This is a genomic window from Sphingobacterium sp. UBA6317, from assembly GCF_002440385.1.
GTDB classification, from domain to species: Bacteria; Bacteroidota; Bacteroidia; order Sphingobacteriales; family Sphingobacteriaceae; genus Sphingobacterium; species Sphingobacterium multivorum.
Genome location: NZ_DJTD01000013.1, coordinates 41,104 through 58,740, shown reverse-complemented (window position 1 = coordinate 58,740; position 17,637 = coordinate 41,104). Strand labels below are relative to the sequence as shown.

At 40.7% G+C, this 17,637-nt stretch carries 10 protein-coding genes; all 10 read right to left on the bottom strand.

The window, feature by feature from the left end; all coding sequences use genetic code 11:
* Positions 1-38: 38 nt before the first annotated feature.
* The 10 genes from B3E92_RS03470 to B3E92_RS03425 all read right to left on the bottom strand — a co-directional run bounded on the left by B3E92_RS03470 (position 39) and on the right by B3E92_RS03425 (position 17,611).
* Positions 39-1,031 (bottom strand): endonuclease/exonuclease/phosphatase family protein, encoded by a 993-nt coding sequence (locus B3E92_RS03470; RefSeq protein WP_286774763.1) that lies wholly within the window; start codon positions 1,029-1,031, stop codon positions 39-41.
* A gap of 95 nt (positions 1,032-1,126) precedes the next feature.
* Positions 1,127-2,908, bottom strand: a complete 1,782-nt coding sequence (locus B3E92_RS03465; RefSeq protein WP_286774762.1) for a RagB/SusD family nutrient uptake outer membrane protein — start codon at positions 2,906-2,908, stop codon at positions 1,127-1,129.
* Positions 2,909-2,926: 18 nt separating this feature from the next.
* Positions 2,927-6,529, bottom strand: coding sequence for a SusC/RagA family TonB-linked outer membrane protein (locus tag B3E92_RS03460; RefSeq protein ID WP_286774761.1), 3,603 nt, complete (start codon positions 6,527-6,529; stop codon positions 2,927-2,929).
* A gap of 132 nt (positions 6,530-6,661) precedes the next feature.
* Complete coding sequence (locus B3E92_RS03455; RefSeq protein WP_286774760.1) at positions 6,662-7,693, bottom strand: FecR family protein; 1,032 nt, start codon at positions 7,691-7,693, stop codon at positions 6,662-6,664.
* A gap of 102 nt (positions 7,694-7,795) precedes the next feature.
* Positions 7,796-8,338 (bottom strand): RNA polymerase sigma-70 factor, encoded by a 543-nt coding sequence (locus B3E92_RS03450; RefSeq protein WP_286774759.1) that lies wholly within the window; start codon positions 8,336-8,338, stop codon positions 7,796-7,798.
* A gap of 1,389 nt (positions 8,339-9,727) precedes the next feature.
* Positions 9,728-10,351: a hypothetical protein gene (locus B3E92_RS03445; protein ID WP_286774758.1), complete on the bottom strand. Its 624-nt coding sequence runs from the start codon at positions 10,349-10,351 to the stop codon at positions 9,728-9,730.
* A 577-nt stretch (positions 10,352-10,928) separates the two neighbouring features.
* On the bottom strand, positions 10,929-11,273 hold the full coding sequence (locus B3E92_RS03440) for a hypothetical protein (RefSeq protein ID WP_286774757.1): 345 nt from the start codon (positions 11,271-11,273) through the stop codon (positions 10,929-10,931).
* 210 nt (positions 11,274-11,483) lie between these two features.
* Positions 11,484-12,485, bottom strand: a complete 1,002-nt coding sequence (locus B3E92_RS03435) for a DUF4973 domain-containing protein (RefSeq protein ID WP_286774756.1) — start codon at positions 12,483-12,485, stop codon at positions 11,484-11,486.
* Between the two features lie 22 nt (positions 12,486-12,507).
* Positions 12,508-14,511, bottom strand: coding sequence for a RagB/SusD family nutrient uptake outer membrane protein (locus tag B3E92_RS03430; protein ID WP_182982995.1), 2,004 nt, complete (start codon positions 14,509-14,511; stop codon positions 12,508-12,510).
* Between the two features lie 10 nt (positions 14,512-14,521).
* Positions 14,522-17,611 carry a SusC/RagA family TonB-linked outer membrane protein gene (locus tag B3E92_RS03425; RefSeq protein ID WP_286774755.1) on the bottom strand — a complete coding sequence of 1,030 codons (3,090 nt, stop codon included), beginning with the start codon at positions 17,609-17,611 and terminating at the stop codon, positions 14,522-14,524.
* Between the last annotated feature and the right edge of the window lie 26 nt (positions 17,612-17,637).

Here is a 17,637-nt window from a genome sequence, read left to right as displayed (position 1 = left end):
TAATTTCAGATTAAGCAAGCTTATTTTATAAATTCTTATTATTTATCTTTTTTTAAAAATCTTGCCATTACAGGCAGATGGTCACTAATAACCCTCATAGTGTCCGGAGAAAAGAATTTAACAACCTTTGCACCATCATCCAATATTTCTCTATTCATGTTTTCGTTCACGAGAATATAATCCAGCCGTCTTCCTGGTGCGTTTGAAGGATGAGAGAAAACGTTCGGGTCAATTGTATCGACAAATCGTTTTTTTAGCACACTGTTCCTGGTCAGCATCCCTATTTCTTCACTTTCTGGCGTTGCATTATGATCTCCTGCCAATAACATATTTTTTTGATTATTTTCAGCTAAATATCGATTAAATGTTTCAGTTAACAAGTTGATCTGACCCTTTCTTATGGCGACATCCCTTTCGGTACGGCCTGCTTTCAGGTGTACCCCAGTGAGCAAAAACGAATATCCTGGAGAAGGAAAAACATCAACGGACCACATACGGTTATTGATATTGTTCTGGGTTTCGGGTTTACCATCCTTATTAAGGAAACCCGGCAACTGAGTTGTCACCAGTCCATAGCCCGTCATAAGGCCCATAGGAAACCTGCTCATCACCACCACATTCATGTAATAGTTATGGCTCGGTGTATCCCCAAAATACCGATACTCCATGTCGGAAAGCGAATCCTGAGCCAGCTGTCTGAGAAACTTAGCACTCTCGAATTCCTGCAACACGACAACATCCGCATTGGCAAGTCGCAGGGCTTTCAATAAAAGAGATATACGCAGATTTGTATTTGCCGGCGGATTATCTTCCCGGCTGTTTTTGATATAAGGATCATCTTGGAGGTCAACAAAATGTTCTACATTCCAGGAAAGCACTTTAAATGAAGTGTCCGGAGGATAAAAATAATCAACTGGATTTACAATAGCGCTCGTATTTATCTGTTGATTCGATTGCGCGGGAAGCCTTACTTTTTGAGCACAGGCGCTAATAAGCAAGCAAAATAAAACAGTATATATTGACTTTTTCATGCAAAAGATAAAATTAAAATTGTGGATTATTCGATTTAGATTTAAGAATGCCTGCCTACCCTTTTCTAGAACAGGCACCCTTTAGCAACTGTTATTTAAAAACTAAGTCCATCATTCCAGCCTGGATTTTGGCTGAGATTATGATTAAGCGAGCGTTCGTTAATCGGTATTGGATAAAGATAATCTCTCTGCTCATTGAATCCAGCTAATTTGATATTACTATGGAAGAATACATTTCCTTTGTTGCCTTCGGTTAATATAATCCCTCCACTATTGACAGGAGTCCCGATCTCATACATTTCCACTCCCACCTGACTAGGCGGTTTGTTGCCCTTGTTATAGAGAATCAGGTCGGCTTTTCCATCGCCTGACAAGTCATACTCTCCTGCGCCGGGAAAGTAGATTCCCACCAAAGGCTGATCGAGACAATAACCCGATTTCCATCTCATCAGATCATCTACTCTAAAACCTTCTTCAACAAGCTCTATAGCCCGTTCGCGTCGTATTTCCAGAATCACTCCTCTATTGACAGAGGTTAAGTTGGTGTAACCCGTCTGGGGAGACAAAAGGTACGGGTCGGGATTAGTATTAGCTGCAACCATATTAAGATTGGGCATCCCTACCCTATCACGGAGCAGTTTAATCGAAATGTTTATGTCCTCCTGTGTTAAAATCCCCAGTTCAGCCTTTGCTTCGGCGTAATTTAGCAGCACCTCTGCATAACGGAAAACTGGAAGATCATTGGACGAGTACCCTACACGTACATCATACCCTTTGGTTTGGTCCTGCAAGAATTTGATCGGATGATAGCCATCGACCGATATTGCGAATTTATTAGGAAACGGCTTGTTGTCGGACAATGTGAATTCCGGATTACGTATGCTCTGTGAAAGACGAGGATCACGGTTTTTGACCTCGTCAATAAAAGTCATGGTTTGCCAACCTGGCAGGTCGGTGAAGCGTGTTCCATCTGTCATAAGATAAGTATTCACCAATTTCTTGGTGTACGAAGGACGACCTTGCGCCGCAGACATCGTAAAAGACGAAGCGTTGTGGTTCACACGGGGGCTGGAACTATAGTCGATCGCCAGAATAAATTCGCCCTGGTCTGCATTGTCCTGACTAAAAAGGCTAAAATAAGCCCTATCTTTTCCACCGTTCGTATAGAGTTTATATCTGTTACCATCAATCAGGGTCCTGGAAGCAGCAGCCGATAATTCCAGATATTTGTTACCTTCATTGCTTCCCCGATATTTAAGGTAGGTACCTTCATAGAGACAGAACCGTGCTTTAAGCGCCAAAGCCGCCCACTTATTAACACGGAAAGTGCTCACATCTACTGGCAGATTGGCTATGGCATAGTCGATATCCTCCACTATCTTGCTCATTATCAACTCACGCGGATCCCGTTTTTTATAAAGACTTATGTCCGATGGTCCAAGTTCGGTGTCGTACCACGGTACATCACCAAACTGCTTGATCATATTGAAATAGAACATCGCCCGAAAAAAGCGCGCAACAGCGGAATATTTGAGTACCGCAGCCTGGTCATTACACTGGTTGACACGCGCGAGAAGTGTATTGATCCGTCTCAAATCAGCCCATTCCCATCCCCCTCCTGAGTTGGGAACAGTACGGCGATCCCCGCCAATGATCATATCGGAGAGCGTCATTTGAACAAGATGATCGCTCTGAAGTCGATCATTCATGTTCAGCATATTGTACAGTGGGTTGGTAAAGAACTCTAGGTCCTGTGCGTTTCTAAAGTACTCACTCTCCGGAATCTCGCTCAGGGGCTCCTTGTCAAGATAACCCTCACAACCCGTGATGATGGCCAGCGACATAGAAAGAATAAGTATCCTAAATATTTTTTTCATTTTTATCGTATTTTAATATTAAAAAGTGATATCCAGACCGAACATAAAAGTTTTGGCCCAAGGGTAAATACCCTGTGCATTGCCACCTTGATCGGCCATCTGCTTGTTGCGCAGAGTATACGCAGCTTCAGGATCTAGATACACGGTATTCTTTTTCAAAGGCGACCAGTATGCCAGATTTTCACCGGAGAAGTAGAACCTGAACTGGTCAAGACCTAACTTTTTGAAAAGTGAGCCTGGTACCGTATATCCTACAGTCAGATTCTTCAAACGTAAGTACCGGATGTCCTGTAGATAGTGGTCATTAGTCTTGGATAGATAACCACCTGTTGCTGAGTAGGCCCGCGCTCTTGGAAAGTAAGAATTGGGATTATCCTCGGACCAAACTTTATCAATAAAGTTATAAGGCATAAACGATCCATAGGAAGCGGAGTAATGGCCCCAAAAATCTCTCGCATTGCCATTGAGATAAACCTGATGAGAACCGGTACCCTGGAACATCGTTGATACATCGAAGCCGCGCCAGCGCATGCCCATATTAATACCAAAGGAAAGTGATGGAAGGGAATTACCCAATTTCACAAGGTCACCGGGATCATCTACTGTATTGGCTCCTACTCCCCAGATATGATTGCCGTCTAGATCTAAAAACTTAAGATCTCCCGCCATCCAGCCTCCTGTAAGACGTGAAGATTGAAGACTCAGATTTACCTCCTGAGCGTATTGTCTTGCTTCCTCGTCCGTTTTAAAGAAACCATCAGTCTTATAGCCCCATACTTCCCCCCATTCTTCACCTACATAATGTTCCTTTGCAAATGACCTTTCGGGATTATCATACTTGGTAACGATGGTTTTATAATCACTTATGTTAAAACCCAAATTATATTCAAACGGTTTACCACCTAGATTGAACTGATCCCTCCAGTTAAAAGTCAGTTCATACCCCTTGGTACGTAGGTCGGCTGCGTTCATCTGGGGAGGGGAGGCTCCATAGACTGCCGGCAGCGCAACACCGGCAGTAAGCATATCTTTTGTGTCTCGTATGTAAACGTCACTGGTTATGCTTAACCTGCTTTTCAACATATTCAGGTCCAGCCCAAGGTCCCATTGCTGAGCTGTCTCCCAGGAAAGATCATCGGCCAGAGGTGCACCCAATGAGGATTGCCTGGATAGTGTGGTTCCCCCAAAGAGGTTATTCAGACTACTGATCGATATCGTTCGAACATAGGCATAATAACTTGATACGTTCTGGTTGCCCAAACTTCCGAAAGAACCTCTCAACTTAAGGTTGTCTATCAAGTTACCTGAAATTGCTTGCTTGAAGAATGGCTCCTCCGAAATTCTCCATCCAACGGAAGCCGAAGGAAAAAATCCCCAGCGGCTTTGGGGAGCAAAGCGAGAAGTACCGTCGTAACGACCACTTACTTCAGCTAAATAGCGGCCTTTATAGTCGTAATTGGCACGACCAAAGATACCCATCAGCGCATACTCACTCTGTCCGCCTCCTACGCTTGTGATCACAGCACCATTGTCATCGGTACCTACAAGAGCAAGATCGTCTATTCCGGTTGTCACAAGGTTTTGGCCGCTCGCGCGAACGTTTTTGGTGTGACGGGTTTCGTAGTTCCCCCCCCCAACTAAAGACACGTGATGCACATCGCTGAATACCTCACTGTAGTTAGCAAAAACGTTAAACGACTTATAATTGTTGGTACTGAAATTTTCGGTTAACTGATTTTGACCTGCTCCCGTGGTGTAACTTTCCATGGGACCATCGGGAAATACACGATATTCCAGATTGTTACCCCGTGCTGTGCTACGGCCCTGAAAAAAACGATAGGTGAAGTCACCCGTAATAGATAGGCTCTTTAGTGGAGTGATGACCAAACGTGTGGTGGCAGATAAATCGTTATCGGTATTAATCGTGGGATGTTCACCATTGATTAGCATAATCTGTCGCCCGTTTCCCACCTTGTAAGTACCTATTAAACCGTCTGTATCGTAGATACCCGATCCATCAGGATTGAAAAAAGGGAAATTTGCCAAAGCGTGGTTGGCAGCATTACTAATAACTCCATCTATACCGTTCTGGTTATTATACCTGGAGTTGTACAGTGAAATATTGCTCGACAAGGTTGCCCATTTGTTGATTTTGAAATCTGTTTTAGAGCGCATATTATAGCGATTAAACACATCGGGATGATGTTTCTGGATACCTTGCTCCCGAAGATAGGATCCCGAAACTAGGTATTTTATGTCACCCGAACCTCCGCTGACCGAGATACTATGCTGCTGGTTGGGACGCTTCTGATTAAATAGCCCGTTCCACCAGTCCTGATTGGCATAATAGAGCCATCGATTTTTGCCATCGCGTACCTGCTCAACCACCCACGGCCTTTCTGGGTTTTCTGTTTTGTCGTTCACCCGTGCCCACAACTCTGCCATATCATCGTCAGTGTACTGGATGTATTTGTTTCCAGAATCGGCTTGCCAAAACTTGTTAACAAGAAATACCGACCAGTATCCCCTATATTCATAATCAGTCGAAGTAGTGGGTGCTTCCCAACCCATCCGTGAACTGTAGCGTACAACGGCCTTACCTTCCTTACTGCTACCGCTCTTAGTCGTCACCAAAATCACCCCGAATGCGGCACGCGCACCATAAATGGCTGCCGCCGAAGCATCTTTAATAACGGAGATCGATTCAACATCCCCAGGGTTGATACGGTTCAGATCACCGACGGCTCCGTCAATCAATACCAATGGCTCCGTTTTGTTGATCGATGTAATTCCTCGTATATTGAGTTCCGGTGTAGAACTAGGTTTACCCGCAGTTGTGGTCACGTTAAGGCCAGCTACAGCACCCTGTAACATACTTCCAACATTGGGAGCCACACGATCTGCAAGATCCTTACCTGTCACAACAGAAACAGCTCCTGTTAAATTAACACGCTTTTGGGTACCATAGCCCACTACTACGACCGTTTCGAGATCAATAGCTTCTTTCTGCAGGTAAACGGTCAGACTGTTTTGAGAAGCGGAAATTTGTTCCGTTTTGGTTATATACCCCATAAATCGCACTTTCAACGTGTTTTTCCCCTGAGGAACCGGAATACTAAATCTCCCTTGCAAATCGGATACAGTTCCCGCTCCAGATCCATCTACAACAATGCTCGCACCAGAAACAGGCCGTTCTTGGGCATCCAGAACTTTCCCAGAAATCACCCTGTCCTGTCTGGTTTCTTTTGGTAAAATCACAATATTTTCTCCAACATATTTGAAGGTCAAATTTGTTCCCTCAATCAGTTTGCCCAATACTGCATTAAGATCCATATCTAAAATTTCCTGTTTCTTAATTTTGAAAGGCTCTGTTTGAGCATGGTTATAGACAAACTTCTGACCTGAAGCTTTTTCCAATTGCTTAAGCGCTTGTGTTAAAGATCCAACTTGCAGACTAAGCGTTATTTTTCTTCCGTCATTCTGGAAACTATATTCAGTATTGGCTTGGCCATTCTGGATATTCAGTGCTAATGCCAGTGCCAGTAGCGGAAAAGTTCGCGTTGGACGCCATGAATGAACCTTACAGAAGTGCGTAAGGCTTAAATAATAATTTTTTTTCATTAAATTTGAAGTGATTTGATAAATCATATAGATTATTTATTTCGTTATTGACAGTAACGAAAGACATCAGGGGCCAGATTTTCAATCTGGCTCTCTTTTTACAGTGATTTCACTTGTTTTACATAGGCATTTTTACATAGGCACATTATTTTTAGTGTTCTTTCTGCGTATCCGTATGCTGATCCTCCCATCGAATATGGACTCTGTATTGGTTACAAGCCCCAGCATATAGAATATTTGTTGCAAGGATTCCTCCTTGCTGAATCGCGCAGAAATCGGATAGTTTTTGATCGTATTATCGTCGAATTGTATATGCACATGGTATCTCCGCTCAAGAATTTGCGCTACCTCACCAAAGTTTTCAGCATCAAAAATGAGTTCTCCCTCTTTCCACAGGGCTGTATTAACCGAGTTAACAGATTGACGGGTAAACTTTTTTGTAGCCTTTTCATAGGACAATTGCTCATCCTTCACCAAATTTCCAATGACACCGGTGGAATCGGAAACCAATACCTTACCGGAGGACACCGTTACTTCTGCTCCCGATCGCTCAGAGTATGCTTTAACATTAAAAGAGGTTCCCAGTACACGTGTCGTCAAGGATCCGGCATGGACGATAAATGGTTTGGACTCATCTCTTTTTACCTGAAAAAAAGCCTCCCCATCTAAAAATATTTCACGTGTTTTCCCTGAAAATGCCTCCGAGTACCGAACCTCAGCTCCTCTATTGAGCCAGATTTTGCTGCCGTCCGGGAGTATGATCTGTATGGGTTCACCGCTATTTTCCACCCTTTTTAGGTCAGCTGATTGCCCTTGGATCTTATTCTCTGTTGAGAAAAACCAGCTTAGTACAATAAGTAATAAGGCCGCAGCAACTCCGCTAAAGACAAACAACGTTTTCCACCGGCCGCTGGGCAGAACCTGACCGATGTTTCTTTGATTGTTATCTTGCTCGATCCGTTGAAAAACAAGTGCCTTACCACGTGCTAAACGTTCGGGGTCTACTTCGCGCTTACTTTCGACCCATCGAAGCATTACGTCATCATATTGCCGCTGATTTTCTTCAGAGCTACTTAGCCATAATACCAGCTCTGCCTCTTCCTCAGCACTACAATCCTGTGAAAGCTGCTTGGCAATAAGTTCCCAAATTTCGCTGTCATCCATTCTACTCGTTTTTACGAATAGGATCCCTTTTTGACAATTTCTTCCCGTCTGGAAAGGTTAACAAATCATTAAAAAAACAACAATTTAAAAAGTATAGGATTTTTAGTATATATCATTCAGGAGTAAGTTTACCTGTGACCTCAAGAATTTTATAGCAAGGCTCATTTGGTTGTGCACTGTTTTCTCCGATATCTGCAATAATGCTGCAATCTCTTTATAGGTAAGAGATTCGAATCGATTAAGTTCAAAAATAATTCGTCGTTTCTCCGGAAGTGTCTGGACCAGGTTTACAATATCGCTATTAAGCTCCTTTAATATGATTTTTGTTAGGGCATTGTTAGGCTCCACCGCCTCATAAGTAATGCCATCCAGCTGCACCGACCTAGAAACTGAAAGGTTTTTCTTTTTCTTTAAGGCCTTGTTTTTGACAGATGTATAAAGGTATGATTTCAAACTTGTATGTATTTCCAATGTTAGACGTTTGTTCCAAATTGTATAAAATACATCCGCTACAAGCTCCTCCGAAACAGCCATATCATCGATAAACCAGTTGCAGAAATCACATAGTGATATAAAATATTCGTCCATCAGCTCAGACAATGCCTGTTCATCCCCCTCACGAAGTCGAGATAGGTAACGGTTCATCTTCTTTTGATTTATCGTTCATACCATGCCTGCTTAAAATATTATGCAGTTCCCTTCTCTGAACATGAAATAAAGCCTAGCTCTTTTGTATGCTCAGAATAAAACAATTGCACGAAAGTATATAAAAAAAAATCAATTTCCTTTCAATGATGATTATCTTAATATTATCTTTTGATTAAAACTATAGGCCGTTGTTTGCTCCTGCGCCTACATACTATGGCATAAAAAATAAAACTATTCAAATACTTCTAATCTCTTTTATAAAAAAGACCTTCCCTTAGCCGATTGAAATTGATCTTTAGCTTGAAGAAAGCGAATTATGGAGATCAGCCAGCGATTAATAAAAAGCTGATTATATATAAATAATTTTTGATATCCTTTTTTCATGTATTATACTTAGCAGAACGAATTCAGAAAAATTCCTAAAACTAATATCTGCGAATTTTGAATTTATACAAGATTGAAGATCAGCGTTAAAATAAAAAGGACAGTTAAGATCTCGCTATTGAATATATAGCAAAAAACAAAATCTATGATAAAAACCTTTCGGCATTCCTTTAAAGATGCAGATACGCCATAAAAGCCGGGAAGAACCGGGACGCTAAATATTAAGAATCTTCCAGTTCAAACACTTTCTCCGCCAGAACCTCAAATACCACTGTAATTTTCAATGCTAATATTAAAGAAGAGACATGTTTTCAGGGTCCGACAGTATTGATCTTCTGCCTGGAAACTTTTACTAGATCTGCAAGTTCAGCCTGGGAATATTTTTTATTGCTCGTTTTATTCTTAATGAGTTTTTCATAGCGAATTATTTATCATCATGATTCAGGTTCTTTTCCAATTGAAACATTCCAAAATAGAAGCTCAAAAAAACAATCAAGATACTTATGACCTTCTAGATACCCCTCATTAAAAAGTCAAGGCCATAGTATGCCATGTTCAATACCGATAGCACTACATAATTTATTAGTACAGCTCATTGCCAAAATTCTAATCTCAACTTGGGGATCAGTTCATCTTCATCAGGATACTTTGTGAAACAAACCATAAGCAATCCTATTATTAGTTCTATAAAGGCCAGCTCAATGGTCTGTTGCCCTCAGCCGTTACCAAGGTACCTGTAGGAGCCAAGAAGCGAGGAGTGTTAAGATCATAATACTGATTAGCAATTGCAAGACTAAAAAAGATGGAAAAGTTATCCAACCTATTACCATGAGTGTGCTGAATACAAGAAAGTGATTTTTGGTTTATCAAGTTTGATTGATCAAATGTAATATATTCTTTGAAAAAGTAAAATAGTCCTCCTTTTAAAGTATATTTCTGTAAAATTTCTTATTTAGCCCCCCAAAAAGAGCTGTAAAAAATGGAGCTCTTTGCAAAATGCTTTTACTTTATTTTCCTGTATTTTTTACCGTAAGCAGTAATTTCTTGATCACCACTTCTCCAGATAGTTATTGTTGTAATTCCTATATTTCCGATCAGGAGATGCTTTTTGCTATCGTAAGTAAGCTTCTTTTTTCCAAGGAAATCACTGATATAACAATACGAATTGCCCTCTTTTATAAGTTTTAATGGCTTCTCCTGTTCTATTTCACTTCTCCATTCACCTACAAAAAAGTCAGGATCGTAATAGGTGTCAAGAGCTTTCTTGTATTCCTCTGCTTTTTCTTTAGATGCTCTTGAAAAATCGGCTCCTTTGTTTCCGATACTCATTTTCATTTTATCAGTATCTTCAAGGAGATTCATTAATATTGTAACCGACGCAAAACCATTGGTTATTTGAGCGCTAAGAGTTTTTTCATTTTTATTATATGTGGCTGGCGCATCTATATCCTTGCTATTCAGATATAGTTTATCACCTTCCTTCTTTATTTCTAGGATTTCCGAATGTTCCTTACCATCTTCTATCCAATAACCGATATATTTATCTTCTCTTGACTGGGAACAAAAATTAAATAATAATAACGTGGTTGCTAAAAAAAAGATTGTTAGGATTCGATTTGCTTTCATGTTTATTTATAATGGTTCAATTCTCACAGTAAGTATATATTTTATTAGACACAATCTCAAATATTCTCGACGAACTCATAATTGACCTATACCAAATGAGTTTTTTACTCGATCAAAATAGTCTCAAAAAGCTTTTAAAAACTAAATTGGAGCCTCCAATTGAGGATATTCGAAGTAGACTTTTCAACCTACTCAATTCCTTCCTGACTTTTGAAGTACATTTTATAAAATATGCTTCCCTCTCTTTTGGATTGCAGCATGTAAAAATGCAATACAGCCTAAAGAAGAGAAATGAAGGGTCATAAATACAAATCTCCATTACCTTTTTGCGAAAAGAGAAAAGCAACTTCCATCTTTTTCGGCTTTTATTGCGAGCTCATCAAAGTCTGAGTTATTTTCATGTATATTCCGAATCAGTCAAAGATTTTGTCTTTAATATTTGGAGAGCCATTTGGTATATAGCATTAGAAAAATGGATGGTAAAGCTGTCATCATCCCAATATAATCCTACTTCTCAAAATATAAGAAGGCAGTGTGAATGGAAGCAAATATCATTAAAATTATTAGTAGAGATAAGTTAAACTTCAGAGATGACTTTCCATAACTTATGTTTACACTCATAATTCAAACGCCAACTTCCTTTAGGTACTACCAGACCTTTTAAGGTTGAATACTCTCCAATACATATTTTGATTTCTTGATCGTTCAATTGCTCAATAATAGCATATGCTTTCGAACCGTCGATGAATTCAGCAATTGCCGAATCTCTAGTCTGACCCATTAAATTGAAAATGAGTTCAGCAGTACATCCCACAGAACATTCTATATCATGAAAAATTATACCGGTCATAAAAGCCTTTATCCATACCAGAAAGATGATCTGACAGATAAAAACTTTGATATTTAGTTGTAATAATCTCATATTGATCCATAGCTGCCGTAAAAGCGACATAATATGGTCGCGACTGTATGATCCCTATACTTTTGCGACATAACAATTGAATGTAATTTCCGCGGGTATCAAGTTTCATTTTGCAATCACATAACTATCTTTTACGATACCCGATTTTGCCATCATACGATAGTTGTCCATCTTCTGATTGGTATTGAAATAAAGCTTAAATACTTATTTTTACCACTGAATAGCCTGATCCTCATCGGGCATTAAGGTATTGAGCTTACGTTCCATAGTCATCGTACCTGTAGCCCGATAGTTTAATACTTTACCGGGCACCGACGTGATATCACTATATTTATATTCCATTTTCATGGTAATATATCGGTGTAAGACATAAGGCTGTGTCTTATCTGGAGTATCCCGGATATCATACGTGGGCTGTCCGATCACAGAAAATCCAATATCGTTGTTAACAGCTTTTACAGTCAGCAGTCCTTTTTTTGTACCGAAACCATCTTCAGTCGCTTCGCCAAAGTCGACAATAACCTTGTATTTTGAACGGTTAATATCCCGTTCGTCGGTAATGCCCGCATAGAAAAAAACCGAATTTTCATCTACGACCCAATTTGTACGATTACTGACGACCATCTGATCTTTCGTCTCTTTGTCGTAATAGATGTTCATCGCTGTCGCAGAATATAGTCCTGAATAGTTATTAAATGGCTTTATGTACAACAAGGCCTTACGCCACCCTTTTCTATAGTTTTGCTTGTACGCTGCATCGTCCTGAATGGTTATAGGCAAGACCCATTGCTCCACCAAATCCAGGTTATCAAACTTAAATGTAATCGGAAAATTTGCGGTATGCGTTCCTTTGGCAATACGGACTGATTGCTGTGGTAGTTCATAAAACTGCTCCGTCAATTGTTTATAATAAAGATCCTTACGGTATTGAAACTTCTGATAGTTGAAGATCGCTAATGTATCCATATCGACTCCTATCTTAACGTCGATATCCTTATCGCTATCTAGGGAACCACTAAGAAGAACCGGCAAGTCATATTTAATGATCCCATTTGGATTGTAACGCAAATAGATCGGGTACAAGCCTGTACCGTCAACGGGAGCCTTAAGCGAAATCATGTTGCTATATAGTTCATCGTTGTATTCTTTATTACATGAATTCAGGCCAACAATGCTAAAGCCGATCAGTATGGATATAAATAGATTTTTCATAATAGTCAAATACAGTATTAAATTAGTCAAATGATGGCCATCCCGGGGCTTGGGTCAAACGGTTATTCTTCCGCAATTCGTCCCAATCTACTGGCCAGAAGTACATTTTCTTTGAAAACGAAGTTTGCAACAAAGGAACCTGCACAATTTCATAAAAGCGCTCCGCATTATCTTTCGTCATCAACGTATTATAGCCGTATATTTGCTGCCCCTCTTCCACCAAAGCATCTTTCCAACGACGCAAGTCATAGTACCGCTGGTTTTCACCCAACAGCTCTATCTGTCTTTCATGTTTGATCTTCTGACGAAGGGAGCCTTGCTCATTGTAAATACTCATATCATAATCAGGTACGCCGGCACGGATACGAACAGGTGCTATCGCTGACTTGATTTCAGAAACATTCCGACTGAGGGTATGTGTACCCAAACCATCCCATGTAGGAATTGAGTAAGATCCATTCAATTCGTTGACCGCTTCGGCATACATCAAGAGGATATCCGCATAGCGGATAGCTATTTCTACTTTTGGCAATATTTTACCACTACCGGTCAGATTATCGTTTGGATTGACGTATTTACGCATCCCGATTCCTGTGGGTTGCCAGTTGTTATCGTTTATGCGTCCATCAGTCTGACTACGATATAAAAAGACCTGTTTATTCTGGTAAGAAATATTTTGTGTAGCGCTGGCACCTGCAAAAAACGAACCATTAAATGCTACCGAAGCATAAAAACGAGGCTCACGATTAGCGAACTCTTTCCACACTCCTTCCAATAACGGTTGAAATTTGCTGACTTCGTCTTTCTTCACAAACATATTCGCCTGACCATATTTTGCAAGAATTGCCGTCCGGTCAAATGGCGTTCCATCATTCATCTCATAAGCGTCTGCCTGTTTTAACGTCAAGCCGTGGCAGTTATATCCACCGATGGATATCGGCATTTCGTGGCGCGAAAGTGCCATTATACCATGAGATGCATCCGTTTGGTTTTCTCCACGGGTGAAGATCATTTCGGGATTTTCATAGGCGTACAAATCCCCGTTAAACAATGCCCTGTAGGATTCAAACGGATCGATATCTGCCCAACCCTCCGGAAAATTACGGGTGGAATATTCTGCGTGATACGGCGGTGCGATTGTAGCAGGATAAGCAGAAGTACCCTTTGATTGCCGACTAGATGTATACAATCGATAGACATTTAAATTCATCACATCTTTTGCCGCCGCCGCAGCTTTTGCCCATTTTGCCTCATTATAATGTTGTGAAATTAACGGATTACCTTTATCATCTACAAAGTCCGACATTTCTGAATTCCCATTAGCCAGCGGACTTGCTGCGAAAAGTAAAGCTTTCGCCCGTGTAGCTAGTGCAGCTCCTTTTGTAGGACGTGCAATATTCCGGTTGTCGCGCTTCATCGGTAGATCTTTTGCTGCCAAGGCCATTTCAGATGATATAAAATCCACCACTTCATCATAGGTATTCCGTGGATAGGAAAGCTTATCATATTCAACATCATAATCTACGCTCTTATCTGGCATAATTGGCACTGGACCATATTTACGCAACAATAGCCAGTACAAATACGCTCGGATAAAGCGAGCCTGTGCTTTATAGTCGCGGACCTGCTCAACACTAAACTTTCCGCTGTTATCAACGGCATAAATCATGATCGAAGCTTGGCGAATACCGGCATAAGACTGGTACCAAGAATCTTTTAGCCACGTATAATCATATTCTCCGAATTTAAACGCCCGATATACCTGTCCGTTACTCCCTTCATTGAAGATCATATCGTCCGAAAAGTTACTTACGGTATAGTTTCTATGTCCGATCTCCAGGTTAAAATCCAATAATTGTTTATAACAATTTGCCAACCACTGCTCTGTATAATCTTTGTTGTTAAAAATACGTTCTTCACTTTGCGTATCACTAAAAAAACGATCCACACTCAGGTAATCCTTACAGGAACTCGTAACAAATGCTGAACCTGCCAATAGCGCATATAAAAAATATTTTCTTTTCATGATATTCTCATTATAAAGTAAGTGTCATACCAACGGTAAATGTCTTTGACAAAGGATATTGCTGTCCGTTTGAACTATTCATTTCCGGATCCCATAATTTAAAATTTGTAAATGTCAACAAGTTGGTGCCCATAAAATAAAACCGACAATTATTGATATGATAACGGTTTACAAAAGTTTTTGGCAAGGTGTACCCAACATCCATATTCTTGATCCTTAGATAGGTGCTATTGCGCAACCAATACGATGAAGCCCGAAAATTATTGGATGCACCTACATCACTACCATAGCTTAATCTCGGATATACGGCATTTACGTCCTCATTCTCGCCCAATATCCAACGGTTAGACTCTGGTACATCCGACAAGATATTACCCCAGTCACCCTGACTGAAGGGATATATGGTAAATCCATTGATAAAGAAAGAGGAATTTCCAGCACCTTGAAACAGCACACTGAAATCAAAATTTTTCCACATTGCGGACAAACCAAATCCGTAAATTAAATTCGGATATGGTGTTGAACCTATCGGTACGATATCATTATCGTCGATCTTACCATCACCATTGATATCTCTATACTTTACATCGCCCGGCATGACCTGACCATACATTTGCGTGGGACTATTGCGGATATCTTCGTAATCTTTAAACAATCCCAGCGCCATTAAACCACGGTTTTGCCTAACCCGAAAACCTGCCTTTGTCGTATAAGGATAATTGCTATATTGCTCATCTGCCTCCAGCACTTTGTTTTTACTATAAGTGAGGTTACCACGTAAAGTAATACTTGCTTCACCAAATCGCTGGGTAAACTTCATAGACCCGTCAAAACCTTTGGAGACGGACGACCCTACGTTAGCGCTCGGTGCAGAACCACTGATACCGATAATACCAGGTACATAGTCACGCTGCAAATAAATACCATCACGTTGTTCATGAAATAAGTCAAAGGTACCGCCGATCTTATCGTTCAGAAACGAAAAGTCTAATCCCAAATCATGTTTTGTTGCGACCTCCCAGGTTACACTATTTGACGATACCTGATTATATGTCAACCCCTTATAACTGTTATTACTTTCAATATCTCCCCAATTAAATCCATTGGTAGTATTTTCGTCATTAGTAAAAGTTGCTAAATATGGAAAACGAATACGTTTTCCATTCTTCTCCATATAGTCATTTCCGACCTTACCATACGAATAACGGATCTTGAAAATATTTACCCACTTCAGATTCTTTTTGATAAAAGTTTCTTCTGCCACGTTCCATGCACCCGATACTGCCGGAAACAAATCAAACTGGTGCCCTTTGGCAAAATTCTCGGAACCATTGTATCCAAAATTGAAATCCACAAAATAGCGGTATTGGTAGCCATAGGTAAAGCGACCTGCCAACCGTTGGTTGCGGCGTTCGATACCTTGCATAATATCTGTACCGTAACTGGAAGTATTGACCTGTTTATCCTGACTATATTGGATAACGGCACCAAGTTTATGATCTTTAAAGTCCCGGTTATAATGCAGTTCGGCCTGCAAAAATTCCGATCGGTCGCCATTGGCACTAGACTCCTGTTTTAATAATTGCTCCGCAACGACTTCCTTAAATATAACCTCGCCTGCATTACCACGATTGCGCTCCGCCTGATAACCTGTAGGCCATTTCACCCGACGGATGTAATTCTTGTTATTGGTATCGAACCCAAAACGTCCGATAAATTTCATCCCCTTGGTAAGAAAATCAAAATTCTGTTCCAACGTCACATTCGTCTGGATCTTGTTGTTCCAGTTTTCGATATAGCCCATTTGGGTCATTAATACCCACGGGTTATTTTTGCCTCCTGACCCACGCGACGACATATTGCCATTTGAATACCGCAATGGGACAGAGATCGGGTTCTGACCCATTAATGAATTCCAAATCTCATTATAGGTAGCACCCGGAAGATTTTGTTTATCCAAGGAACCGCTCACCCCTATACGTAACAATGTAGACTTGGTGATGTCCATATCCACGTTTGTACGATAATTCCAGCGCTTATAATTTGCATTTGTATCGTAACCTTCCCACGCATCTTTTGTCGAATACATTCCCCCTTCGTCAATATAACTTCCGGACACAAAATAGCGTGCAGTCGTACCACCACCATCCAAATTGAGGCTTGCCCGCTTGGTATATGCGCCGTCTTTTAACAATAATTTCATCCAATCGATATTCGGATAGATATCCTGATCCAATCCCTCACGGATTAAACTAAGATCACTTTCCGTATAAAAAGGTGCTTGGTTGCGTGTGGTACGCGCTTCATTCATTAGCGAAGCATAGGTCAATCCATCCGCAAATTTCGGTGTATAAGTGCGAGTATTATATGTACCTTCCACCTTGCCATTAATCGAAACTTTTCCGCTCTTTCCGCGTTTGGTTGTGATCAAGACCACACCATTTGCGCCTCGTGAACCATAAATTGCTGTAGTTGATGCATCTTTCAATACAGAGAATGATTCGATATCCTCGACATTGATTTCATTCAATGAACGTTCAAAACCATCCACAAGTACCAAAGCACTTGTACCGGCACCAAAGGTGGAAATCCCCCGGATCCAAAACTTAGACGCATTGCTACCAGGCTGTCCAGAAGACTGCATCGCCATAATTCCCGCTACATTACCCGCCAGTGCATTGGTGATACTCGAAGACGGTGTTTTCAAAGTACTTACATCTACGGTTGTCACTGCACCCGTTACCGTTACTTTTTTCTGGGGACCGAGAGCAGTGATGGTTACTTCTTCCAGTGCGTTGGATTCAGATTCCTGTAACATAACATTGATAGTCAATTTATCTTTTACCAAGACCTCTTTTTTCTCGTATCCGACCGATGAAAAGACCAACGTTTGGTACCGATTCACTTTCATCTTATAATTTCCTTCAGCATCCGTAGTAACACCCAGACCCGCCTGATCTTTTACTGTAATAGAAACACCCAATAATGGAGCGCTTTTTATATCCGTGACCTTTCCCATCACTTCTATTTTTTCCTGTTGGGCAAATAGCGGGACTATATATACCCATAGCCACAACATGGTTAATATTACACTTTTCATATAACCTTTTGATTCAGCAATATAAT